Below are 23727 nucleotides of genomic sequence, written 5' to 3' on the forward strand. Positions count from 1 at the left end.
ACGTAAAAGTCATTAATTTTATTTATTTTTACTACATATTCATTAATAAATATTAACAATCATTGGTTAATAGCTTTTTGGATATTATAGGGGAGTTTTATATTAATATTTAATATTAAAATTTCAGATGGGTTTTGAGTTATAAATAGTTTGAGTAAATATCTATGAAAACACTTATTATTACAGGGACTAGACCAGAAATAATAAAAATGGCACCAGTATATGCTGAATTTAAAAAACAAAAAAAGTGGGTTGAATGGTGCCATACAGGGCAACATGACACGCTTGCAGAGCAAACTTTTCGAGTTTTTGAGATCAAACCAGATTATTTCTTTCAACGTCCAGAAGGAAATACATTAACGGATTTAGTCTCTGGTTTAATGGTAAATATTCAATCGGTATTACAAAAGAACGAATACGACTGTGTCCTCGTTCATGGTGATACAAGCTCTACATTAGCCGGTGCTATGGCTGCGTTTTATGCTCAAATACCCTGCATTGGCCATGTTGAAGCTGGTTTGCGTTCAGGTAACTTGCAACATCCTTTTCCAGAAGAATCGAATCGAACCTTAGTCGCTCGTATTGCAAATTTGCATTTTTCTCCAACAGAAATGGCAAAGGAAGCACTACTTGCAGAAGGTATAAAACCTGAATCTGTGATAGTGACAGGTAATACAGCAATTGATGCGCAAAAATTATTATTAGACAAAGGTATCATTAACCTTGAAGCGACTAATACAGTACTTGTTACTGCTCATCGTCGTGAAAATTGGCTGTCTATTCCTACCATTAGCGAAGCAATTAAGAAACTTATTAACTTAAAGCCTGAGTTGCGCTTTGTTTTGGCGGTGCATCCAAATCCAACAGTTAAGCAAGCTGTGATGGATAATTTAAATGGGGTGGAAAACCTATCAATTGTCGAGCCGCTGGACTATTTGGCCTTGCAGCAGACTCTCGCTTCCTCTGTGCTGACTATGACAGACTCTGGTGGTATCCAAGAAGAAGCACCGACTTATGGAACACCAGTTGTAATTTTACGAGAAACGACAGAGCGCCCAGAAGCGCTAAATTTAGGATTATCTATATTAGCGGGAGCCGATGATAGTAATCGTATTGTCGATGCAGCGTTGACACTGTTGCTGCAAGGGAAATCTGAAGATTGTCTAAACCCATACGGTAAAGGCGATGCATCAGCCCTTATTTGTAAGCGAGTGCACGAGTTCTAATCATGGATATGTTCGATTATTTTCTCTACTACTTATATGGCTTACGCGTTGTACTGTTCGTGACCATGGTGATTTTATGTATTTGTGGTATCGATGACTTGTTCATCGATCTCTACTACTGGATACGCCATTTTTGGCGAAAGGGCACCGTTTATAAAAGATTTTCACGTAAAAATGTAAATGATCTTTATCAAAAAGAAGAGCAGCCATTAGCGATCATGGTACCAGCATGGCAAGAGTTTGGCGTAATCGATAAAATGGCTGAGCTGGCAGCATCTCGCTTAGATTATGAAAACTATCAAATTTTTGTTGGTACTTATCCTAACGACCCTGAAACACAAGCTGATGTTGATCGTGTTTGTGCACGTTTTCCTAACGTACATAAAGTGGTGTGTGCTCGCCCAGGGCCAACCAGTAAAGCAGATTGCTTAAACAATATTATTTCATCAATTATAGAGTTTGAGAAAAAAGCAAAAATCGAATTTTCAGGTTTTATTCTCCATGATTCAGAAGACATTGTTTCACCAATGGAACTGCGCCTTTACAACTACTTATTGCCTGAAAAAGATCTGATTCAGTTGCCTGTTTATCCTTATACCCGTAAATGGTATCAAATGACACCGGGCCACTACGCTGATGAATTTGCTGAATTACATGGTAAAGATGTTGTTGTTCGAGAAGCGATAGCAGGACAAGTACCTAGTGCTGGTGTGGGGACATGTTTTAGCCGTAAAGCGATTTTAAAACTATTAGTGGCAGGTGATGGTTTACCATTTGATGTTCAATCATTAACGGAAGACTACGATATTGGTTTACGGCTGAAGCAATGGGGAATGAACGAAATCTTTGTACGTTTCCCTATTATTGATAAAGACCAATCAACACTCAAAGAAGACTCAATTGGGGTATCCCTGCATGACGGTAACGTTGTCTGTGTGCGTGAATATTTCCCTACAACATTTAGTACAGCAGTCCGTCAAAAAAGCCGCTGGATTATTGGTATCGTTTTCCAAGGTTTTAAAAATACCAAATGGACGAGCGATTGGAAGTTAAATTACTTTTTATGGCGTGACAGAAGAGGTTTTATTAACAATACGATAGGCTTTCTATCTATGCTTATCTTTTTACAATTAGTGGGACTAACAATCTATTCCTACTTTGTGAAAGATGGCTTCCATTTCCTATCTATAATTGCTAACGATAAGACAACTCATATTCTTTTAGTGATTAATACCTTATTGTTTATTAACCGCTTATTCCAACGTTTTTTCTTTGTAAGCCAATACTATGGTTATTTAGAAGGCGTGCTATCACTACTACGTTTATGTTGGGGCACTGTTATTAACTTTGCTGCTAACGTTCGTGCTATTACACAAGTTATTCAACAAGGTGATGCAAGGCGTGTTGCTTGGGATAAAACTACCCATGATTTTCCAAGCATTCAAGATGAAATACGGAAAAAGCCAATTGGAGAGATCTTAAAAGAAAACAATAAAATAACGGAAGAAATGCTGAATAGTGTATTAATTAATATGCCGAAAGACCGTTTACTCGGCTCGTACTTAGTTGAGCAAGGTATTGTGAGCAATGACGATTTAAGTAAAGCAATTGCTGAGCAATTTGAATCAGAATTTGAACACTGTGATCCCTTTGATTTAGATCCAGCACTTATTGAATTGTTACCTAAAAAACTGGCATTGAAGTACTCGGTACTGCCACTACGAAAAGATGGTGAAATGCTCGTGCTAGGTAAAGAAATGCCATTAAGCCCTGTAGCGTTAGCAACGATAAAAAGACGATTAAAGTGCCCTGTAAAATCAGTGATTACGACTAATGGTGCTGTGACATTAGGTTTACGCTACTGGTATTTAGAGCAAAAAGAGATTAATCCCCATAAAGTGATTGAAGAAACCGTTGGTAAGAAAAATCTTTCTCAAGAGGCTTACAACACTCTGATTGATCAGTACTTTGCAACACAGAGTCAACTAGGTCAGTGTTTATTAATGAGTAAACAAATAGAGTCAGCGGTGCTGAATCAGGCTATCCTTGCTTATGAAAAAGAATATGAGCAAAGTTTTGGTGCATTTTTAATACAGCACCATTACGTGACAAAAGAAGCCATAGACAAAGCATTGGAGCTTCAAGCTTCACAGCAAATGAATGTTAATCAACTTATTAATGAATGCAAACAGTACTTATGAATAACTTCAAAAGAACATCAATCGCTATGGCTTGTGCATTTATAAGTGTTAATGTAAATGCGTCAGCTAATATTTATGCGCATCTTACAGATTCAGAGCATTTTCGCACTTATCCGTATATTGATAAGGCGTATCAGGAACAAAAAAACAAACAATACAATGCAGCATTGAAAGAAGTGGATCACGCACTCATTATTGTTCCGAACCATGTTCCTTTTTTAAAATTCGCTTATCAGTTAGCTGTAAGTGCCGGTAAGCCGATTGAAACGCAATTAAAATATTTAACCAAAATACCAAAGAATGAGAGGGGTAATGAGGTTCTCAATGTCTGGTTGAATAACGCAAAAAATGGCAAGTTTTACACGCAGGAACAATTGAAAAAAATTGCTGACACACTAACAGCAACACAAATGCAGAGTTTCTTTGCTAATAATCTGTACAATATAGATAAACAGTATGGCTCAACCAAAGCATTACAATGGTCATATAATAAGCCAGATAAATATAAGTCGTTAATAACGCTTCGCTATGAAGCTTATCATTTATATTCAGACAAGAAGTATGTTGAAGCACAACCAATACTTGATTCAATTTATCAATCACACTCGAGTAATCAGACGGATTTAAAATATCTTGCTCTTACTACATTAATGAATGGTAATGAGATAAAGGCGCTGACTTATGCGTCTAAACTTGTTTCACTTCCTGATCAGCAAGAGTTTTACAACCAATATATTGAACATTTATTGGCGACATACCAATATAAAAAAGCACGAAAAGAACTAAATCGCTTATATGACAATAATGCGCTTTCTGATGTGTTTATTAAACAACGAGATTACTTAAATTCATTAGACGAACAAGTCATTAATGAATTTGCCGAAATGACGCCTTGTTTGAAACAAACAATGAATAGTATATCGGAAGATAATATCACACAGGCCAAAATGAAATTGAAGCAATGTGATCCGCAGAAAGACTCAACAATGTGGATCGAACTTGATGATAAATTAGGGTTGTATGGCCAACTAGAACAAATTGACTTTAAGCAGAGTAGTGCAAAGAAATTGAAAACAAGCGTGCTATTAACGCACTACAAGAATCAACGCGCATGGTCGAAGATAATCAATTTATTAAAAGATAACGATCATCAGGAGTCATTTGGCAGAGAACTTGCGTATGCCTATTCAAAAGTAAAACAATACGGTAAAGCAGCCAGAGTATCTTTTCAGATTTACAAAAATGATCACCATAACTCCGATTTAGTTCATGCGGTGTTTAATGCGTTACAATCTTCCAATGGGGATAAACTCGCAGCATCAATGATTAAATACGGCTTACAAACACATAAACAAAAGCTATTGGCCGATCGTAAAATTGTTAATAACATCTTAGATATTGCTCAACGTAATATTACCTTGTTTACCCCGCAAATCATCGCGGATGCAAATAGATACAAAGTGACAATGTCACCCAAGGTTTGGCAGTTACAGCATCAATGTAAGATGATTGATGGCTTAGTAACAAATAATGACTATTTAAACCAAGCGATCGCATATTGTGTGGTTAACAGTGATCCATTGAAAGCAGCAGAGCAGTATCAGGCAACAATAAAAACCTCTCCGACAGCGCAACAATCATTAGTTTTAGCGCAGTGGTTCGCTAAAGCAAAAGCGTATAAGGTGAGTGAAACATACTGGCATAAAGCTGTGCGTAATGCGTCAGATCTTAAAAAGCTAGCGTCATACTCACGTTATTTATATATAGAAACGTTGAATGAAGTCGGGCAAACAAAGCGTGCAAACCAGCGTTGGTTAGAATCAAACTTTGATAAACAGAATGAACAGTGGTGGCAGCTAGGCATTGATATTGCTAAAAAAATAGATGATAAAGCCACTGTAATATCACGTATAGAGCAAGGGATAGATCACACCCAGTCATCGGAATTAATCAAAGATCTTGCTAAATACATAGCAGAAAATAACGATACCGAATTAGCAAAAAAATTGTTTGAAAGCGACAAAACCGGTAACGCGAGTGCGCTATTAGGTTACCAAACTTATCAAAAAGACCCTGAGTTAGCGCAGCAGGCGTTTGCAAATGCATATCAACATCTGAAATATAAAAAAGATGTCAATATGACTGCAGAATATGCAGATATCGCAAATAAAAACGGTGATACAGCACTTTCATCACAGCTATATAAAGCCGCTATTGATCAGGAGCTAACTAGCCCAGCACCAAACAAGAAACTGATTAATTACTTACAAAGCTCACATAAAAACATCAATTTAGGCTGGAAATATAATATCGCGGGTTGGATTGGGACTGATCAACAACAAGCAATGCCAGGGGTATCTAGTCGAGCAGGAAACTACTTCTTATACAGTGATGCTAAATACTATTTTGAACATCCGTGGCTCCCACGCAGTGCATTTTCTATTGCAGCATTAAGTAATGGGGGATTTGCTAATACATCATCAGACAATACCACTGACTTGGATTTATCGTATCAAGTCCAACCCATAGCAAGCCATGATACTTATTTAAAAGCCGGTGTTCGCCAACAAGTAATAGGCGATGACCATAAATTACGACCTTATGTACGTGTTAGTTCAAACGTACTTTCAAACGATAAATGGTCAAAAGCATGGAAGCCTGATCTCAATCATTGGTTATATCAGAGCGTTTATGCTGACGGACTATTATATCTAGATAATACAAATGACTATATTTTGTTTGGTCGTTACGAAATTGGTCAAACATTCAAGATGAAAAATGATTACCAACAAAGACTTACGCCATACACATTTATACAATGGGCCGACGACAGTGACAACACATCTACTGTGGCAGGTTTAGGAGCAAGTTGGAACTGGAATTCACATTACACCAAATACAATGGCTTAGACGTAGATTCAGAAGTAGGTCTTGAATGGCAACATACACTACAAAGTTCACAGGGAAACAAATCAGACGATGCTGTCTTACTGCGTTTTTCCTTATCTTTTTAACTAGCTGTCAGCAAAAGGCAGATAGTCAAAATCTTAGTATTTTCTATCAACCGCTTAATCAAGATCGTGATATCTCACAACAACAATGGAAAGAGTTTGGTAGAGAAATCAGGGGTATAGGTATAAAAAACATCGTCATTCAATGGACACAATACGGCAATCAAACCTTTGGAGAGTCTCACGGCTGGTTAGCGCAGCGTATGGAAGCATTGCAAGATGATAATATAAAATTATGGGTCGGATTATATTCCGATCCTAATTATTTCCGTGAGATACATACCAATGCTACTGAGCAAAAAGTGTATTTAACAGAGTACTTTAACAAACTGCATAAATCATACATGCAGTGGAAAACTTGGTTAAGAATACACTCAAACAAAGTACAAGGTTTATATTTGCCGTTAGAGTTATCAGATTACGATTTCAAAACACCGGCACAAAGAGAGCAACTGGCACAAATCCTAAAGCAGCAAGTAAAACGGTATGATGAGCCATTAATGATCAGTCTTTACTTATCAGGCCAATTAACTCAAAGCCAGATAAAACAATGGACAGATCAACTTACCAACTTAGGTTTAATTGTTTATGTACAAGATGGTGCGGGAACACAAGCATTATCGACAGATGAACGCCATGCTTACTTAGATGACTTAGGCTGTAATGTCGGCATTATCCGCGAAATCTTCGTGCAAGATAAAGCGGCTAAAAGTTTCAAAGCCGATCGTGTGAGTAAAGAAAAATTCGACAGCATTTTGAACGAAAAAACATGCCATCCAGACGCTATGTTTTCGTTACGTTACTTACCGAGCAATTCCAATCCATTGAAATTGGTTGGCGAAAAGTAAGTTAAGTATCAAGTAACATTAAAGCAGCCTCAAACTCTAATAGCGTTTGAGGCTGTTCTTTTTTGGTAATTCCAAATAATCCTTGTTCAAGAATGCATAGCGTTCGCAGAACAAGAATTATTAATGGTAATTACCTATTTTATGGTAAATACGCAATACTGTTAAATGACCCTGTAACAAACTAAAACTATCAATAAATCAGCAGAGTAGAGTAATACATGTGACACTTTAGTTTAGTTTCTATGACCGATAATAAGCTAGATACCCTATTTAACATAAGGTACATAATACGCACCAAAGGTATAGTTCCCAAAGTAATGGTATTTGCCTTAAAAACGGCTATGTTTAGTCTGAACCTATTTGAAATGGCGTGTTTAACGCTCATCATATCTTCGCTTTAAAGATTCAAATCACAGATGTTCTTAGACGAACTTAAATCATGCTGTTATTGGTGTTTAAATTTCAACGATTTGAATCTCAACCATCTCAATCGCCAAAGTTTATCACGTTGCTGTATTCGAAATCATTATCACGCTTCTCGTCTTAACCATAACGATCATCACAACTTGTATTGGTATTTGAATCTGTTTCAGTGTTATTCATTTGCTTAATACACAGATTGGCCATTTGATACTGCAATCACAGCGTTATTGTTTTGTATATTATTTTCCTTGGATACACGGCATGGATTGCCGTTGTTGGTTAAACCGTTAACAAAACAAAGGATTGTATGAAAAAATTAATTGTACTCGCGATCATTGGCTTTGCTGCTTGGTATTACCATGAGCATCACGGTTTTGAGTTCTTAGAAGACTTAGACCTTAATGACTTCAAAATCACTAACAAATACAACAGTGAAAACAAGTTTTAATCGATACATGGCGATTCATCATTATGTGAGATGGTCGCCAGCATTAACCTTGCTTTGTGTAAATGTTTATAAATAGATGAGCTAACTTGGTAAAGTTTACGTTCGATTACATGACACACAACACCTAGGAATCTTTATGGCTAAGCATCAATGTCCTAACTGTCACTCTCCTATTTCCCTTAGTTATTTGTTCTGTAGCAAATACACAACTCAATATCGCTGCGTGAAATGTTCGGCACTTATGGTATCAAACCGTCGTAGAAAAATTACTGGATTAACACTGACATTCTTTTCTTCATTTTTATACTCATTGATTAATAGCCATGTCCAAAATTTGTTTTTAACAACTTTAGTGGTGTTTATTGTGTTTTTCTCAATCCTTTGGCTGGTTCCAAATCAAGTTGAATTGGTTGATGAGAATGTAGATGGTTAGTTCTACTATTCACTAAAGCTATGCGGCTAACTAACTTATATTTGAATTTTCGGCTAGTCTATTACCCGCAAAGCGGAACCCCTCTAAAATAAATTTCAAACACCTCCTTTCCTGCTAAGCCGCTCTTTATTTGTTTAGTTATAATCTAAAAGTACTTAAAAGTTGAACACTTTATACATATGTATTTAAGGGTATTGAAATTTGACAAGAAGTGTAAAGGGTGTAAAGTTTAAAAGGTCTAAACAAAAATTACAGCGTAATTTTGGAGAACTTATGTCTTCTATAGAAAAAAAAGCTCTTAGTAGTCTAGATAAAGGCCGCAAACTAGAAAATTCAGAAAGAGTTGAAAATATACCTTCTTTTTTTATTCCATTGTTGGAGATTCCAGAGAATCCTGCCTATAAACTTTACTTGTCAGAGACTAAAAAAGATGTCCGTAGACAACCAAGAGTAAGTATAGACTGCAATGTGGAAAATCCAGAAAGAGTAAATCAACGGATTATTATTTCCAAATGCATGCATTTTCATATGCCAGTATTGGAGGAGCCATTGAATCCTACCTATAAAGGTAGCTTGTCAGAAACTAAAAAAGATATAAAAATAAAGATATTAGAGGAGAAAGTTAAAGAATTAGAAGAAAAATTAAAGCTATATGAACATCAAAGTAAGTCTATAGAAACTATAAATAAGATAAAAAATGAGTACCTCAAACAAATGGTTCAAAGCTCTGAATTTGGCAATTATTTAAGTTGTACAAGACAGAATATCAATAGACTAAGACGTGAACATAAAATTTTAGCTGTAAGTGGTAAAAACGGGAATTACTTCCCCTTATGGCAATTAGATGAGAATAATGAACCATATTCTTGTATACCTTCAGTTATTGATGCTATAGGTTTTGATAATCAATGGACTATTGTTCAATTTTTTCACTCTAAATTTGAGTTAATAGGTAATAAAACCCCAATTGAATATTTAAAAACGCACCCAGGCAATGAACCAAAGATTTCCAAGCTTGCTCGACAGTATGTTGCTAACTAGGTGGTAGAAGTGCAAAATTTTGAAATTAACTATCCTTCAGTTCATTTGTTTGAATCATTTCCTCATCAAAAAATTGATACATTCGTATTACCAACAAACAAAGCACTATACCGTAGCCATAATGCTAACTACGGTTGGTTGTTCTACGATGAAGCAGATGGTGGAAGGTTTAATGGATATGTGTCGAATACGCTTCCTGATGAATTGAAAGATTATAACTTCATAGCCTTTGGTGGATGTTACATTGCAGCTACACTTGAAGGGGCTCTAAGTGAGTCAATATTCAGAAATATACATATGAGCAAAAACGATTTTATTGAATATAATTTATTGAAAAATCGTAGAATGACTGAAATTGTAATTCCTGATGGTACTGACTTAATTCTTGTTGATATGACAAGTCAAAAAACTAGAACTCAGTTAGGATTAGACATTCAAATTTTCAGCACTCCAAACTACGAAGTTTGCTTTGGTTGGGCGCATTTAATATATGCTAAAGGTTATGACGGCATAAGATATCGTAGTAGAAATTCTGAGCATGAATGTTACGTAATATTCCCAACTGACAAATTAGATATTGATTTTGGCGAAAGCATCGGTTTACTCAACTCAGAAAGATTTTTAGTTGAAATAGATGCTTTTGCTGAACGTTTAGGTTTTGTAGTTGAAAGGCAATAATTTAATACTTTATAAATAATCATTTTTATTGACCCCGTGTAGTAATACGGGGTGAAAGTTAAATTACATTAGTACTAGTTATCTATTTCAATAAGAGTATTTATTTTGTGTGTAAGTATGCTTTTAATTTCGATAATTATTGGTTTTGCTTTATCAGCAAACTCGTCTAGTTTTTTTACTCCTTCATAAAATTCATCTGATGGAACTTTTCCGTCATTGAATTTTTTATTTCTATATACTTCCTGCATGAATCTATAGAATTCATTTATAACTTCTATCAATTCATCATGCTTATCCTGTATTTCAGGTATATATAAAGTCGAGATTAATGACGCTCTTATTTCTGGATTTTCTGGTCTTTCAACAAGATCAATTAATGCACTATGATATTCATCAATCATATAGTGCAGTATTTTGTCTATGCAGGTGTAGTATTCCTCAATCATCTGTCTAATTAATTGTTCAGATTCTTGTTTTTTCCAAATTTGATGCTCTATATCTACTTTAACCTGTTCTGTTGCTGCTGTTAGTTTTTCTTGTTGTTTTATAATTTCTTCAATATTGGCTGAAATTACATCTATTTCAGCACTTTTTTTAAAGCTTGCTTTATAGTAAACAATTAAGGCAGCCACGAATCCAGAGCCTAAAGCTGTAAATATGTAGGTTAAAACTTCTTCAATAGACATAGAGCTTCTCTCATGAATAAAGAGTTACATAATATTTTATTTATAAATATTTTCCAATTAAATCAGTATTTAATCGTTATACAGTCATATTTAACTAAGTTGATTTTTTGGCATGTTCCTGAGCAATCTAGCAACTTTGATGATCTCACGTTGTGTTCTTCTATTATGATCGGCTTCAATCTCTAATAGAGCGTAACCAGTCAAAATTTGTTGTGGTGACATTCTTATTCCTTATTCATTTACAAGATAACCATTTTTAAACCTCCAACCTTCCCAACTATTTTTAATACTGGCTTTTTCAAGACCTTTATGGATTCTAATTAGCCTTTTACACTCGGGTGGTATTGGTTTTCCTTAATCCCACTTTGCGATATTTCACCAAATTGCTCCAACAAGAACTCAATAAACAATCGAAGCCGTTTAGGTTGATACTGGCGGCTTTGGTAAATCACGTTTAAGTCGGCACTGGCTGAAGATGTCGATGCGTTGAAGTTCTTCATGTACCCATCAAGTACTGTCACTAATCTTTGCTCTTGTATGTCGTGCTGAATATCTAATATCGACTTTAACGCTATGCCTGCTCCATCTAATGCCCATTGGCGGATCACTTCGCCATCATCTGAAAAGCGTTTCGGTACTAGGGTTATTACTGTTTGTTGGTTGTCGTCTGTAAAGTGCCATGTTTTCAGTTCTTCATTACTGCGGATCATGGCTAAACAATGGTGATCGGCGAGATCTTGTGGTGTAACGGGTGTGCCTTTGTTTGCTAAGTACTCAGGCGTTGCACATAACACTCGCCTGCTGGCTGCCAGTTTGCGAGAGATAAGGTTACTGTCTGCCAGTTCACCGTAACGGATCACAATATCAATCCCCGATTCTGCTAAGTTGGTTAGCTTATCGTCTAAATACAAGTACGGCACAACGTCTGGGTATCGTTCGCAAAATGCCGATATGACGGGTGAGATGTATTGTTTGCCTATGTCTCGTGGCGCCGAGATCTTTAGCGTCCCTCGTACTTCTTGGCTACCGGTTTGAAGTAAGTTTTCTGTCTCTTTTACGCTATCGATGATCTCTAAACAGGCTTGATGGTACAGCGCACCAGATTCGGTTAAAGAGATATGCCTAGTACTGCGATTAAGCAGCTTAACACCGTAGCGATCTTCTAATGCTTGCAGCCTTGCTGTCACCGTTGCGGGAGATAACCCCAACTCTCTGCCTGCTGCGGCCATGCCTTGATTTTTAACGATACTGATAAATAACGTCATATCAGAAAACTTATCCATGCCCTCTCCTTTTGTTTATTGTTCAGCTCAGCCGAATAATCTTTTTAAATTTACCCCAATTATCAAATTCTATCCAATGAATATACTGACGCCATCAAAACAAAAATGGCTAAATAGGAAATAACGATGAAGCTTTATATTTATGAACATTGCCCTTTTAGTGCTCGCGTCCGTTATGTGGCTGGAATGTTGAATATCCCACTGACGGTAACTTGTATTGCTTATGATGATGACAAAACCACGAATGCGCTCATCGGTACTAAGCAAGTGCCTCTTTTGATTAAAGATGATGGCGAAGCCTTAGCAGAAAGCTTAGATATTATTCAGTATTTCATTGAGTTAGCGCAGTCTAGCGAGACAATTGAGATTTCTAAGGCTGTGTTTGATTGGCAAAAAAACGCGTTTCTTCCATTACAAAAAATCGGCTATCCACGTTGGTCAAACATGGCGTTACCTGAATTTGAAACAGTTTCTGCCCGACAAGCTTGGCGAGCCAAGAAAGAATCAGACGAGTTAAATTTTGATGCGTTATTGCAAGATACCGCGATTATCGCCAATGACGTTGAGTCTCTTATTAAGCAAGCAAAAACGATTTTGAAGTTAGAGACTAACCAACCTGTTCGTTTGATTGATGGTGCGATTATGTTCTCTATTTTACGTGGGTTCTTTAGTGCGGCAGAGATCAAGTGGGACAACACAGTAAAAGATTGGATGGAATCAGTCAGCGTTAAAACCCACGTACCACTTCTTAAATAAGGTGTCGATAATGAGCAAGCTTTTTGAATCAACACAGCTTAACGAATTGAATCTACAAAACCGTATTGTTATGGCACCGATGACACGTGCGCGTAGTAGCCAGCCGGGTAATGTTCCAAACGCGATGATGGCGAGTTATTACCAACAACGTGCCAGTGCTGGATTAATTATCTCTGAAGCGACGCAGATTTCTGATGATTCGCAAGGCTATTCGTTTACGCCTGGTGTTTATACCGATGAGCAAGTATCGGGTTGGAATTCGGTAACACAAGCGGTACATAAGAACGGCGCGGCGATGTTTTGTCAGCTATGGCATGTAGGTCGTGTGTCTCACCCTGTATTCCAAAATGGAGAGAAGCCGATTGCGCCATCGGCACTTAAACCTGTTGAAACCAAGGTGTGGATTGCAGATGAACAAGGCAATGGCAAAATGGTCGATTGTGTTGAACCAAGAGCAATGACACAAGCAGATATTGATCGGGTTATCGCAGATTTTGCTTATGCTGCAAAACGCGCCATTGATGCAGGTTTTGATGGTGTCGAAATTCACGGCGGTAATGGCTATCTTATCGATCAGTTCTTGCGTACTAACTCTAATCATCGTACAGATAGTTACGGTGTCACGAGAGAAAACCGTATTCGCTTTTTACTAGAAGTTGTTGATGCTGTTAGTAATAGCATTGGTGCTAATAAAGTGGGTGTTCGACTTGCGCCCTTTATCACTTTTAAAGATATGAATTGCCCTGATATTGTCCCGACTATTTTAGAGGCGGCAAAACAACTTCAAGCCCGTGACATTGGTTACCTGCATTTATCAGAAGCGGATTGGGATGATGCGCCAGTGATCCCAGAACAATTTAGAATTGATCTGCGTGAGTATTTCACTAATACGATCATTGTTGCTGGCAGTTACACACAAGCGCGTGCGGATGAAGTGCTTAATAAAGGCTATGCAGATTTGGTGGCGTTTGGTCGTCCGTTTGTGGCTAATCCTGATTTTGTCTCACGTCTACAGCACCAACAACCTTTAGCAGAACTGGATGGTGCGACGCTATTTGGCGGTAATGATCACGGTTATACCGACTATCCTACTATTGGCTAATTAAGCCCTAATTCTGAAGGCATAAGTATTAAGGCCCGAGTATTTAAAGCAAGAGTATTTAAAGCAAGCATATTTAAGGCATGGGTTGTTTGCTCATGCCTTTTTTATACGTATAACTTGGCTTTATGCCAATCGCCCTGCTTGCTTTAATACCCCGTTAAATATCGATTCACTAATATCAGTAGGAAAATCGTTGGGCAATTGCTGTCGGACTTTTTCTATCGCACTTGGTGCTTGGTTTTTCATTTCGAGCATTAATTCATTGGCACGTTGGGTCGAAAATCCAACCGCTTTAGCTGTACTTAAAAAATGCCGAGGCTGAATGGTTTGCCATTTGTAATATTTCTTGGTGCCCGTTAATGCCATTGCCATTTTGGCTTTCTGTTTCGGTATGCTGTTTGAATCCATTAAAGGATAAGCAGAAATAATGTCGTATAGCGGTGTCATGCTGTAACGGCTTTCAGGTTCTAGAAATAAGCTAAAGTTTTTACCGTGTCCATCAATGGCTGCTAACAACCAAAACAAGATCTGTGCTTTGAAAAACACTTCTCGATCTTGGGTTGATGTTCGTGAACCTAATAGAAATTGCATGATACTGGCAATGTTTGGCCCACCGTCCGATTCATATTTTAATGCCGGCGCAACACCTAACGCTTGGCACATGTCTTCTTGGGGTAAACGCATTAACCAACTGCCGTCTTGTGACCATCGACGATCAAAGCGCGTTAACGCTAATGCTTTTACATCTTCAACATAGATGATGCTGGCATCGTTCACTTCAAAGCCAAATGCTGCCGCGATTTTTAAACATAACCATTCGTTTTCACAGCTATCGCTTAAGTCTATGTTTTTGTGCGGTAAGATCCCGATTGGTAACTTTAGAATATGGCTGGTTGGGGTCGAACCTAACGGTAAATGCCACTGATTTTGATACCATAACAAGCCCGTTTTTTCCTGTGCGCCGGCTATAGATATACGAAAGTCGTCCATATCATCTAGCATGCCGAGTGGCGCATCGCTTTGGTAACCCCGTAATACCTGTGCCATTCGAGATTCGGTTAATGGCTCAGCCTGTATTTGCCTGACATCCTGTAGGCTATGTTGTGCTGAATAAAGCTGAATAGCACCAACACAATCGCCGCCTATTTTACTTAGTAGATCAAAGGGGCGTTTGGTAGCCGCTTGAAAGCGGGATTGAATACGACTACGAATTTCTTCGTTATCAGGCAATAAGTTATCGAAGAAATTGTAAGGAATATCACCATGATAAGCATCGTGGCGTAACGGCATAGAGAGTGAGATCGCACGGGCTCCTGCTCGTGATAACCATGTTGGATCATATTGAAACGATATAGCACCAGAGTTTGCTTTGGTTAAGCTGCCGACTAAGATCCCATTCATTGCAACCGTTAACACATCCATGTTTACCACTCCTCATTCCATTTCTGTTCCGTGGTGTGTTGTTCGCTGTTTGTGTTACGCGGTTGAACATGCAGCTCTAGATCTAATGCGGCGAGTAATTTAAAAAGCGTTTCTAGCTTGGTACTTTCTGGGTTATTTTCGAACGCAGATACGGTGGTTTGTTTAATACCGACCAGTTTAGCTGTATCACTTTGGGTTCTGCTTTGGGCTTTACGTTGATCTCGCACTGCATTGGCGAGCATTTTAGCTGATGTGATTTGCATGGTTCCCACTTTAAATTATCCGCTATAAAGGATATTTAAAGTATATCCCTTATAGCGGATATTTTCAATTTATCCGCTATAAAGGATATTATTGTGTTATCCCCTGTAGCGGATAATACGTTGATACCCATTCCGTTGTGGAAGCATTTTTCCCACCCACTTGTAGATCGGCAAGTATATGAATAGATTAGGGATGGAAACTGAATACTGTATTATTTGTAGTTATATGAAGAGTATCTAGCTGACTATTGATTGACTGCATGCATATAACATTAGGTGAAATATCAACACATAAACTGCATTAATAAAAAGGGAATAAACACAAATAACTCTTTCTAGTTAAAAATGTCTATTCCTTTTGTGTTTTATCATTTGAAAGCAGATATTGTTTTATCTTACTTTTTAGCCGCTCGTTGCTGCTCTTTATGGGCAAGTTTGGCTTTTTTACGTTGCTCTATTAGTTGAGCAGCATCACCGCCGACATGGGTTTCACCACGTGCATTCGCTAATTGCACTTGTTTTTCACGTTCACGGAAACGGGCTTTTTGCTCTTCGCTGTGTTTATCAATACATTTTGGACAACTTACGCCTTTTTCAAAATGCTCTGATAATTGTTCTTCTTGTGTGATTGGCAATCGACAGGCATTACACACATCGTAATCACTTTTTTCTAGTTGGTGGTTAACAGCAACTCGCCCATCAAACACATAGCAGTCACCTTCCCACATGCTTTCTTCTTGTGGGACTTCTTCAAGGTATTTAAGAATGCCACCTTCTAGGTGATAGACTTCTTCAAACCCTTGCTCTTTCATGTATGCAGTTGATTTTTCACAACGAATGCCGCCAGTACAGAACATCGCAACCTTTTTGTGTTTGTTAGGATCGAGGTTGTCTTTTACGTATTGCGGGAATTCGCGGAAGGTTTCTGTATTTGGATTTACGGCGTTTTTGAATGTACCAATATCGACTTCGTAATCGTTACGGGTATCAACCAGAACAACATCAGGATCTGAAATTAATGCGTTCCATTCGTTAGGTTTTACGTAGGTTCCCACCACGTGACGAGGATCGATCCCCTCCACACCCATAGTAACGATTTCTTTCTTCAGTTTTACTTTGGTGCGGTTAAATGGCTGCTCTGCATTAAATGATTCTTTATAAACAACGTCGGCTAAGCGCGGATCTTGTTTAAACCAAGCTAGTAACGCATCAATAGATTCTCGTTTACCTGCTACGGTGCCATTGATCCCTTCACTAGCAAGAAGCAGTGTGCCCCGAATGTGATTGGCTTCGAGCAATTTCGTTAATGGTTGGCGAATTTCTTGGTAGTTATCTAATGCGACAAATTTATACAGCGCACATACAACGTATTGAGACATGTTTTTTCCTTCTGCGAGCTGGAGCGTAAATCCAGTGCTTTATGTATTCTATTTATAATAGTGAGTTTAAAACTTGCGCAGTATAGCTAAGTCGGTGTATGACAAAAACCAACTAAAATCAGGGATATATATCGGCAATTATTGTAGGGCTTTAAAGGAAAGCGTTGATACTAAGTGATTTACAACGCTAATTGTACTAGTGCTTAAAACATAAAAAAGGACATACACGCAGAGGTATATGCCCTATTGGAACCATATTTTATAGAAGCTAGTTACTTACAGTTAAATTCCATCATAACTTTATGTTCAGAGTTTAATACATCACCACCTAAGAAAAACTTGCTCGCCGTGTTTGCAAGCTCAGTGGTTTTCTCATCAACGGCATGATCGAAATTACTCTGTTCAGAAATCACATAGAAGGATTTACCTAAATCTTTACATGTTTTTTTTGCCGTCGCATTTGCAATTTGTTTTGCTTCTTGCGCACTGCTGCCAGTCGCTTCTACTGTATAAGAATTCTCTTTCGGTGTAACAATACCGGTCTGTGCAGCACAACCTGTAAGAGCTAGGAATAAAGGTGTTGATTTCTACATGTACACGCTAGATTCTGCACCAGCAAGTGGTGAGCACTGGATAACGGAGAAAGAGTCAGATAAGTATAATTTGATTAAAACATTACAGATTAATAAAAAACCGACATGTTGTTAGCATGTCGGTTTTTCTGGTTTTATCTTATTGTTTGGTTATCGTTCTAATGAATGCTACCGATACGGTTGAAGCGAACACCATTAGGTAACCAATGTGGCCACATTGAGTCTGGGTTATGGTTGAAAGTAAAGCTAATCCAAATGAAGGTCGCTTTACCTACTAAGTTCTGCTCTGGCATAAAGCCCCAGTAACGGCTATCTAAGCTATTATCTCGGTTGTCACCCATTGCAAAGTAATGACCCTTTGGCACTACCCATACACCCATTGGTTGACCTGGCTGTTGGTAATAACGATTAATTTGCTCTGGTAAAGTTGGATCACGCAGAATGTGGTGAGTCACCTTACCCAGTTCTTCTTTATACTCGTTTAGCTGTGTACCTAATTCAGTGAAATTAGTTAAGCCAACATATTGTTTTGGTACTTCTTTTGCTACTGGACATACTTTCTGTCCGTTACAAGCTGGTTTGATATAAAGGGTTTTGTTTTGGTAAATAATAGTATCACCCGGTAAACCAACCACGCGTTTGATTAAATCAATTTTCGGATTTGATGGATCAATAAATACTGCTATGTCACCACGTTGTGGCTTACCTGTTGGTATTAATGTTTTGTGGAAAATAGGATCGCGTAGGCCGTAGGCGAACTTTTCTACCCCAATAAAATCACCAGGTACTAATGTCGGCTGCATAGAGCCACTTGGAATTTGAAAAGGTTCGATAATAAATGATCGAATAATTAAAATAGCAAATAACACCGGAAACATTGAGCGTGCTTGAGCAACCCAACCTGTGTTCTCCTGTTTAACCCCTTCTCGTTTAGGTTGCCACACGAACTTATCTAACGCGAAAATAACACCTGTTATTAAGGTCGCGAGAGTAAGAATAAGTGCGAACATTTCTGCAGCGTTGAATATTGAAAGCATGTGCTATCCCAAAAACTGTGTAAATAGAATAATCTATAAATAATATTATTGCGTATTGAACATGATTAATGTGCTAAATAAAACGGTTATATTTCGGAAACTATGATCTCAATTTATCAATCTATTTGATCTCATCGCTTTTACTAATGTTTTATGTTGCTCATTTTATTGATAATCCCCTCATTCTAATAGAATAATAGGATATAGAGTAAAGCCTACACCAAGATTGAGCTCTGTGAGTATTTTAATGATGCTAGGGCTTAATCGCTTGGTGAATGCCCCATGCTGTAAGATGTTTCATAACCATGTTAACGCATTTGTGTTCAATTTCATCCCTTTTCTGATTAGCTTCATTAGGTATATCGTTCAGCCATTGGCAATTAGGCTATTTATATAAACATAAGCTTACATTCTATATTGGTCTAGTAATTCAAAATATTACTAACGGTTGTTTAGCATTTGAATGTTGTTCGGATTAATTTTAGTTCAAAAAATGGCCTTAATGTATAAAATCATCACTTTATGTAATTAATTTATAAAATATTTTCTCAATCGCTGTTATTCTTAAGGGGTATTATGTTACGTTTTATAGATAGAAGCATATTAAACAGAGTTATTATTGTGAAGATGCCCATAGCAACAAACAAAATCTTTTTTTACGCGTCGTTAGTATCTACTATTGTTTATACTTGTGAGTTATTTTACTTAACATTACATCGGACAACCACACTGCCCCATTGCATTATTATTTCCCTTTTAAAATGTGTGGCAAGCTGCGTTATCTGTTTAATTTCATTACAATCTATCTATCATAAACGAGAAGATAAATTTAATGAGAAAATGAAAAAGTATGATGATCCTACTTTAAGCCAAGAGAGTTCGGAAAATAAACACCGTTAAAGTGAATGTCTTAAGCCTAGCTTCAGCTTCTTTGAGATATAAAGCATTTCGGTTCATAAAACCAATACGTTAAGGGTTAAAAATGCGAATAGGAATTGTTGGGCTAGGTGATATTGCACAGAAAGCGTATCTCCCAATTATGACGCAACTGAAAAATGTAGAGTTAATTTTTTGTACACGCAACCCTACCGTTTTAAATGCATTGGCTGATAAGCATAATGTCACTTGCTGTTTTGATGATTACCGCCAATTAAATAAAAAGAATATAGATGCGGTGATGATCCATGCTGCAACACGTAGTCACTATGACATAGCGCATTGGTGTATAAAGCAAGGTATTCCTACGTTTGTTGATAAACCGTTAGTTGATAATGCAGAGCACGTTGAACGTCTTTACGAGCTTGCAGAACAACATAACACCCCACTTTATGTTGGTTTTAACCGTCGTCATATCCCTCTATTTAACAAACATCTACCAGAGTTAGCTTCCGGAAATATTGGTGAATTACATTCACTGCGTTGGGAGAAAAATCGCCATAATCTGGTTGGTGATATTCACACCTTTATCTTTGATGATTTTATTCATGCACTTGATAGCGTTAACTTAAATACTAAATCGACACTCGATGATGTTTATGTTACTCATCAAATGTTTGGTGATCAGCTTTCACGTGTTGATGTGCAATGGCAAGCAGGACAATGTCTGCTACATGCTTCGATGAATCGTTTAAACGGCATTACCAATGAATGTGTTTCTGCCACTTATCATAACCAGTCTTACCAATTTACTTCTTTTATGCGTGGTCAACGCTGGCTAAATAATGAAGAAAGAATTTTAACATCAGAAGATTGGATGCCAATGTTAGCAACCAAAGGGTTTGATGCGATGATTTCTGATTGGTTAAGTGTGGTAGAGTCTGGCAATATGCCACTGCATACTATAGAACGTAACATTTCAACGCACCAATTAGCGGATGCCATTGCCCTTCAATTAGAGACATTATTTATCCGTTAATGGATTGATATTATTGAATATAAAGATAAATACCATTATCGCTAAAATAAAAGAATGGTATTTATCTTAATGGTGGTATTCAAATGTTTTTTGATATTGTTTTAGGCTCAGACCAAACTGATGTTGAAAACGTTGTGCAAATCGGGCTTCTGATTTGTAACCACATAAATGCGCAAGCTCTATTTGTGAATATGGCTTAGTTTGCAATAAGCTTAATGCATAACCCATTCTCAGTTCTGCTAATACATCCCTAAATTGGGTATTCTCGTCTTTTAAGCGCCTAATTAATGTCGATTTACTTAATCCGAAATGATCACAGACCGATTCAATTGAATGATTGGCTTTGGGATCATCATTAAAATATTGGGTTAACTTGTCTCGCCAGCTTAAATTTCGCATTGAAAATAACTGATGAAGATAACCATTGTTAGCAAGATGCTCAAATAATGCATTAACGATATGTGTTTGCACGTTGGGCTGAATATCCTTCGGCATTGTTATTATACTTTGCCATAAGTATTTCGCCGTTCCATCTAGGCTATATTCAGGTGTTAAACCGTCTTTCTGATTTTCTTGCGACCGTTGAATTTGCTCATCCGTTGGTCGGATCAAAAAACTCAGTTGGGTTGAGAAAAATTGGGTTTGGTTAGGGGTATTGATAAAGGTCAATGATGTATTGCCATGTGCCAATAACCAGTTATTGCTATTGAAGGTGATCCAGTCATTTTGCCAATGCAATTGTTTATTACCCTGTTGAATCCAGAAAATGGAAGGGTAAATAATCGGTACATTACGCAGGTGCTGCGGTCGATTACCATTATAATAATTAAGTTTGATTATGCCTGACATGTTTTTTTTATATAAACCTTGTGACTGGTTATTGATGATACACAATAAATAGACACAAGGTTTATCTCAATGATTATTAATATAAGCGTTATTTATCGAACATATGTTGGGGTAATCGTTGATTTGCCCAATGCTGTTGCGTTTAGCATAAAGCTAACTAATGCACATGATGCATCATCTGGCACTTCAAGTTTTTCTACTGGCAGTGCCCATACTGTAAATTGGTAACGATGCATACCGTGACCTTCAGGAGGACAAGCGCCGCCGTAACCGTTAAACCCATAGTCATTACGCATCTCTAAACCAGCCGCAAGTTTGCCTGATGCGCCCTGCTCAAGTGATGTAGTCGATGCTGGGATATTGATCACTTGCCAGTGCCAAAATCCGCTTTCTGTTGGTGCGTCTGGATCAAAACAAGTTATTGCAAAACTTTTTGTTCCTTCAGGTGCGTTTTCCCATGATAGCTGCGGAGAAACGTTATCACCGTCGTGTCCGAAGCTGTTAAATGAAAAGCGCTTGTCTTTTAATTGGCCTTCTACAATGTCTTGGCTATGTAATGTGAAAGTTGTCATTTTTTATATCCTATTATTTGCTGTTGGAATAATGATAGAACTATTTTGACAAAAAGGAATAACAATAAGTTCCAAATTTCGTTTAAAATATTTATTTTTGATACTTATTGTTTAAGCTGTAAATTATTTTTATTGAAATGCTAATCGCTTTTTCAGTGTGGGTTAATGAATGGCGTTATGACAGTATCAAATGAACGTTATTTTGATTAACTATCATTAAAGATGTGACAAAGATCTCTGTTGTTATTGGGCAACAGTATTAATGAATACAACTAATTACAACGATTTAAATCTTGAATTGATGTTAGTTACTACTGTTTATAAAATCAGTGTTGTTATATACAGTTGGATGTAATTACTATATGCGTATTGAATTAATGCTTAATAAACTCAACCTATCTGATGCTCATTTTTCAAAGATTGATGATGAATTTAACAGAAGAGTATTAATGAACTGGCCGGATGCAAATATTCGTGTTCGTCTTGGTGGTGGAAATAATCTCACAGTGCTTGGTGGTTTTGCCGATGATAAAGAACGCGTTGAAGCACTGCTACAGGACATGTTTGATGAAGCAGACGATTGGTTATACAACGATCACGATATGTATTAATTAAGATATAAGATTCTTAACCTGATTTTGTAGCACGTCAATTTGGTTTTTTATCTTTCTTTTTTGGCTATCTATAAAATAGCTTTCTTCACCTATAATAACTATATCTTCAAATAGTTATATGGTTTTATTATGAGTGATTTTGTTTCTAAAAACATCTGGTCTGATTTTACAAAAGAACCTGATATGCCAGGTTTTAGTTTCCGAGATACAGATGAAAAGAATGAAAACTGTGTAACAGCTTTACTTGAACGATGGGAAGCTGGTACGTTTGAAGCACCCCATCATCATCCTAATGATGACATGTCGATCATTGTTAAAGGTGAAATTGTTATTCAATTTTACGTCAAGAAAGATGGTGAACTCGCTAAAGATGGTGATGAAATGACGCTAACTGCAGGCCAAACGGGTTATATTCAAGCGAACAGAATACATAGTGTTTTATACAAAACTGATTGCGATATGGTGTATATCCAAGATCGTGTATTTGGTTTTGAGAGTGACGAATAATTAGATGCTATCTAAAACAGCCATTCTTCTGAGTGGCTGTTTTTGTTTACAGCACAATCCATGGTTCATGTTCAACGAGTTCAATCGTTACTTTCTCCTCTCTTATTACAAAGTTTAGTGTTTCTTTATAGTGATCAATTTCATCTTGGTTATTACAGGGCCAGAAGAAATGAATACCGTAACTTACACTGATCACACCACTATTTGAATCTTGTGCCATTTCTACCATATCAACATTTAAGCTAGCTGTTGCAAATTGATATCGAAGATCTTGTTGATCATGTTTAGTGAACAAAGCAGGTGAAAATTTATCTTCATGGCTTTGTACATATTCGATTATATTTTCCGCGATGGAAAGCTTGTTATTAATTGAAAATGTGACTGTTTGTATTGTCATGATCGACCCCTATCAAATTAAGACTACCATTACATATTTACTA

The 23727-nt window shown here is 37.2% G+C and carries 23 protein-coding genes; 12 read left to right on the forward strand and 11 right to left on the reverse strand.

The genetic code is table 11. The features are described 5' to 3' along the window. The first annotated feature begins 164 nt into the window (after positions 1-164). The 7 genes from wecB to C9J46_RS15865 all read left to right on the forward strand — a co-directional run bounded on the left by wecB (position 165) and on the right by C9J46_RS15865 (position 10309). On the forward strand, positions 165-1226 hold the full coding sequence (gene wecB, locus C9J46_RS15835; protein WP_107207127.1) for a non-hydrolyzing UDP-N-acetylglucosamine 2-epimerase: 1062 nt from the start codon (positions 165-167) through the stop codon (positions 1224-1226). A 2-nt stretch (positions 1227-1228) separates the two neighbouring features. Further along, entirely contained in the window at positions 1229-3427 is a 2199-nt protein-coding gene (locus C9J46_RS15840; RefSeq protein ID WP_107247414.1) for a glycosyl transferase family protein, read from the forward strand. A gap of 26 nt (positions 3428-3453) precedes the next feature. Beyond that, positions 3454-6441: a hypothetical protein gene (locus tag C9J46_RS15845; protein WP_158259615.1), complete on the forward strand. Its 2988-nt coding sequence runs from the start codon at positions 3454-3456 to the stop codon at positions 6439-6441. Continuing rightward, entirely contained in the window at positions 6363-7286 is a 924-nt protein-coding gene (locus tag C9J46_RS15850; protein WP_107247412.1) for a DUF4434 domain-containing protein, read from the forward strand. Before C9J46_RS15845 ends, C9J46_RS15850 begins: the two co-directional genes overlap by 79 nt. A gap of 730 nt (positions 7287-8016) precedes the next feature. Next, positions 8017-8157, forward strand: coding sequence for a hypothetical protein (locus C9J46_RS21680; RefSeq protein WP_173425626.1), 141 nt, complete (start codon positions 8017-8019; stop codon positions 8155-8157). Between the two features lie 706 nt (positions 8158-8863). Continuing rightward, positions 8864-9631, forward strand: a complete 768-nt coding sequence (locus C9J46_RS15860; protein WP_146144665.1) for a hypothetical protein — start codon at positions 8864-8866, stop codon at positions 9629-9631. Between the two features lie 9 nt (positions 9632-9640). Then, positions 9641-10309 carry an RES family NAD+ phosphorylase gene (locus C9J46_RS15865; protein WP_158259616.1) on the forward strand — a complete coding sequence of 223 codons (669 nt, stop codon included), beginning with the start codon at positions 9641-9643 and terminating at the stop codon, positions 10307-10309. A gap of 74 nt (positions 10310-10383) precedes the next feature. On the opposite strand, the gene C9J46_RS15870 is transcribed toward C9J46_RS15865, so the two are convergent. The 3 genes from C9J46_RS15870 to C9J46_RS15875 form a co-directional block, all read right to left on the reverse strand. Beyond that, the gene (locus C9J46_RS15870; protein ID WP_107291189.1) at positions 10384-10995 is read right to left on the reverse strand and encodes a hypothetical protein; all 612 of its coding nucleotides are present in this window, start codon (positions 10993-10995) and stop codon (positions 10384-10386) included. Positions 10996-11085: 90 nt separating this feature from the next. Then, positions 11086-11217, reverse strand: coding sequence for a hypothetical protein (locus tag C9J46_RS21880; protein WP_255419030.1), 132 nt, complete (start codon positions 11215-11217; stop codon positions 11086-11088). Between the two features lie 98 nt (positions 11218-11315). After that, positions 11316-12278 carry a LysR family transcriptional regulator gene (locus C9J46_RS15875; protein WP_107291190.1) on the reverse strand — a complete coding sequence of 321 codons (963 nt, stop codon included), beginning with the start codon at positions 12276-12278 and terminating at the stop codon, positions 11316-11318. 126 nt (positions 12279-12404) lie between these two features. Between C9J46_RS15875 and C9J46_RS15880 the strand changes: the two genes are divergently transcribed. Beyond that, positions 12405-13034 (forward strand): GrxB family glutaredoxin, encoded by a 630-nt coding sequence (locus tag C9J46_RS15880; RefSeq protein WP_107291191.1) that lies wholly within the window; start codon positions 12405-12407, stop codon positions 13032-13034. Positions 13035-13044: 10 nt separating this feature from the next. After that, positions 13045-14136, forward strand: a complete 1092-nt coding sequence (locus tag C9J46_RS15885; protein WP_107291192.1) for an alkene reductase — start codon at positions 13045-13047, stop codon at positions 14134-14136. A gap of 123 nt (positions 14137-14259) precedes the next feature. Here the strand turns inward: C9J46_RS15885 and C9J46_RS15890 are convergent, their stop codons facing one another. The 5 genes from C9J46_RS15890 to lepB form a co-directional block, all read right to left on the reverse strand. Next, positions 14260-15558, reverse strand: a complete 1299-nt coding sequence (locus C9J46_RS15890; RefSeq protein ID WP_107291193.1) for a type II toxin-antitoxin system HipA family toxin — start codon at positions 15556-15558, stop codon at positions 14260-14262. A gap of 2 nt (positions 15559-15560) precedes the next feature. After that, entirely contained in the window at positions 15561-15821 is a 261-nt protein-coding gene (locus tag C9J46_RS15895) for a helix-turn-helix domain-containing protein (protein ID WP_107291194.1), read from the reverse strand. A gap of 395 nt (positions 15822-16216) precedes the next feature. Then, on the reverse strand, positions 16217-17200 hold the full coding sequence (locus C9J46_RS15900) for a rhodanese-related sulfurtransferase (protein ID WP_107207141.1): 984 nt from the start codon (positions 17198-17200) through the stop codon (positions 16217-16219). Positions 17201-17472: 272 nt separating this feature from the next. After that, a complete protein-coding gene (locus C9J46_RS21825; RefSeq protein ID WP_233217639.1) occupies positions 17473-17613 on the reverse strand; it encodes a hypothetical protein in 141 nt (46 codons plus the stop codon). Positions 17614-17951: 338 nt separating this feature from the next. Beyond that, the gene (lepB, locus tag C9J46_RS15910; protein ID WP_107207142.1) at positions 17952-18830 is read right to left on the reverse strand and encodes a signal peptidase I; all 879 of its coding nucleotides are present in this window, start codon (positions 18828-18830) and stop codon (positions 17952-17954) included. Between the two features lie 982 nt (positions 18831-19812). On the opposite strand from lepB, the gene C9J46_RS15915 reads away from it, so the two are divergent. Beyond that, positions 19813-20745 (forward strand): Gfo/Idh/MocA family protein, encoded by a 933-nt coding sequence (locus C9J46_RS15915; RefSeq protein WP_107207143.1) that lies wholly within the window; start codon positions 19813-19815, stop codon positions 20743-20745. A gap of 66 nt (positions 20746-20811) precedes the next feature. On the opposite strand, the gene C9J46_RS15920 is transcribed toward C9J46_RS15915, so the two are convergent. Then, positions 20812-21594, reverse strand: a complete 783-nt coding sequence (locus C9J46_RS15920) for a helix-turn-helix transcriptional regulator (protein ID WP_107207144.1) — start codon at positions 21592-21594, stop codon at positions 20812-20814. 92 nt (positions 21595-21686) lie between these two features. After that, on the reverse strand, positions 21687-22166 hold the full coding sequence (locus C9J46_RS15925) for a YbhB/YbcL family Raf kinase inhibitor-like protein (RefSeq protein WP_107207145.1): 480 nt from the start codon (positions 22164-22166) through the stop codon (positions 21687-21689). 362 nt (positions 22167-22528) lie between these two features. Here C9J46_RS15925 and C9J46_RS15930 point away from each other — a divergent pair, with 362 nt between their 5' ends. After that, positions 22529-22777 (forward strand): DinI-like family protein, encoded by a 249-nt coding sequence (locus C9J46_RS15930; protein ID WP_107207146.1) that lies wholly within the window; start codon positions 22529-22531, stop codon positions 22775-22777. Between the two features lie 132 nt (positions 22778-22909). After that, a complete protein-coding gene (locus C9J46_RS15935; RefSeq protein WP_107207147.1) occupies positions 22910-23287 on the forward strand; it encodes a cupin domain-containing protein in 378 nt (125 codons plus the stop codon). 46 nt (positions 23288-23333) lie between these two features. Here C9J46_RS15935 and C9J46_RS15940 read toward each other — a convergent pair whose 3' ends face one another. Further along, entirely contained in the window at positions 23334-23684 is a 351-nt protein-coding gene (locus C9J46_RS15940; protein ID WP_107247399.1) for a hypothetical protein, read from the reverse strand. Positions 23685-23727: the final 43 nt, after the last annotated feature.

The sequence above is a fragment of the Photobacterium sp. GB-36 genome (assembly GCF_003026135.1).
In the GTDB taxonomy this organism is placed as follows: Bacteria; Pseudomonadota; Gammaproteobacteria; order Enterobacterales; family Vibrionaceae; genus Photobacterium.

Bases quoted from the DNA above. Each gene is read 5' to 3' on its own strand.
- C9J46_RS15850 (WP_107247412.1), top strand. From the start codon at position 6,363: ATGGCAACATACACTACAAAGTTCACAGGGAAACAAATCAGACGATGC.
- C9J46_RS15860 (WP_146144665.1), top strand. From the start codon at position 8,864: ATGTCTTCTATAGAAAAAAAAGCTCTTAGTAGTCTAGATAAAGGCCGC.
- C9J46_RS15930 (WP_107207146.1), top strand. From the start codon at position 22,529: ATGCGTATTGAATTAATGCTTAATAAACTCAACCTATCTGATGCTCAT.
- C9J46_RS15895 (WP_107291194.1), bottom strand. From the start codon at position 15,821: ATGCAAATCACATCAGCTAAAATGCTCGCCAATGCAGTGCGAGATCAA.
- C9J46_RS15940 (WP_107247399.1), bottom strand. From the start codon at position 23,684: ATGACAATACAAACAGTCACATTTTCAATTAATAACAAGCTTTCCATC.
- C9J46_RS15885 (WP_107291192.1), top strand. From the start codon at position 13,045: ATGAGCAAGCTTTTTGAATCAACACAGCTTAACGAATTGAATCTACAA.
- lepB (WP_107207142.1), bottom strand. From the start codon at position 18,830: ATGCTTTCAATATTCAACGCTGCAGAAATGTTCGCACTTATTCTTACT.
- C9J46_RS15840 (WP_107247414.1), top strand. From the start codon at position 1,229: ATGGATATGTTCGATTATTTTCTCTACTACTTATATGGCTTACGCGTT.
- C9J46_RS15925 (WP_107207145.1), bottom strand. From the start codon at position 22,166: ATGACAACTTTCACATTACATAGCCAAGACATTGTAGAAGGCCAATTA.
- C9J46_RS21680 (WP_173425626.1), top strand. From the start codon at position 8,017: ATGAAAAAATTAATTGTACTCGCGATCATTGGCTTTGCTGCTTGGTAT.
- C9J46_RS15920 (WP_107207144.1), bottom strand. From the start codon at position 21,594: ATGTCAGGCATAATCAAACTTAATTATTATAATGGTAATCGACCGCAG.
- C9J46_RS15845 (WP_158259615.1), top strand. From the start codon at position 3,454: ATGGCTTGTGCATTTATAAGTGTTAATGTAAATGCGTCAGCTAATATT.
- C9J46_RS15870 (WP_107291189.1), bottom strand. From the start codon at position 10,995: ATGTCTATTGAAGAAGTTTTAACCTACATATTTACAGCTTTAGGCTCT.
- C9J46_RS15880 (WP_107291191.1), top strand. From the start codon at position 12,405: ATGAAGCTTTATATTTATGAACATTGCCCTTTTAGTGCTCGCGTCCGT.
- wecB (WP_107207127.1), top strand. From the start codon at position 165: ATGAAAACACTTATTATTACAGGGACTAGACCAGAAATAATAAAAATG.
- C9J46_RS15875 (WP_107291190.1), bottom strand. From the start codon at position 12,278: ATGGATAAGTTTTCTGATATGACGTTATTTATCAGTATCGTTAAAAAT.
- C9J46_RS15900 (WP_107207141.1), bottom strand. From the start codon at position 17,200: ATGTCTCAATACGTTGTATGTGCGCTGTATAAATTTGTCGCATTAGAT.
- C9J46_RS15935 (WP_107207147.1), top strand. From the start codon at position 22,910: ATGAGTGATTTTGTTTCTAAAAACATCTGGTCTGATTTTACAAAAGAA.
- C9J46_RS15890 (WP_107291193.1), bottom strand. From the start codon at position 15,558: ATGGATGTGTTAACGGTTGCAATGAATGGGATCTTAGTCGGCAGCTTA.
- C9J46_RS15915 (WP_107207143.1), top strand. From the start codon at position 19,813: ATGCGAATAGGAATTGTTGGGCTAGGTGATATTGCACAGAAAGCGTAT.
- C9J46_RS21880 (WP_255419030.1), bottom strand. From the start codon at position 11,217: ATGTCACCACAACAAATTTTGACTGGTTACGCTCTATTAGAGATTGAA.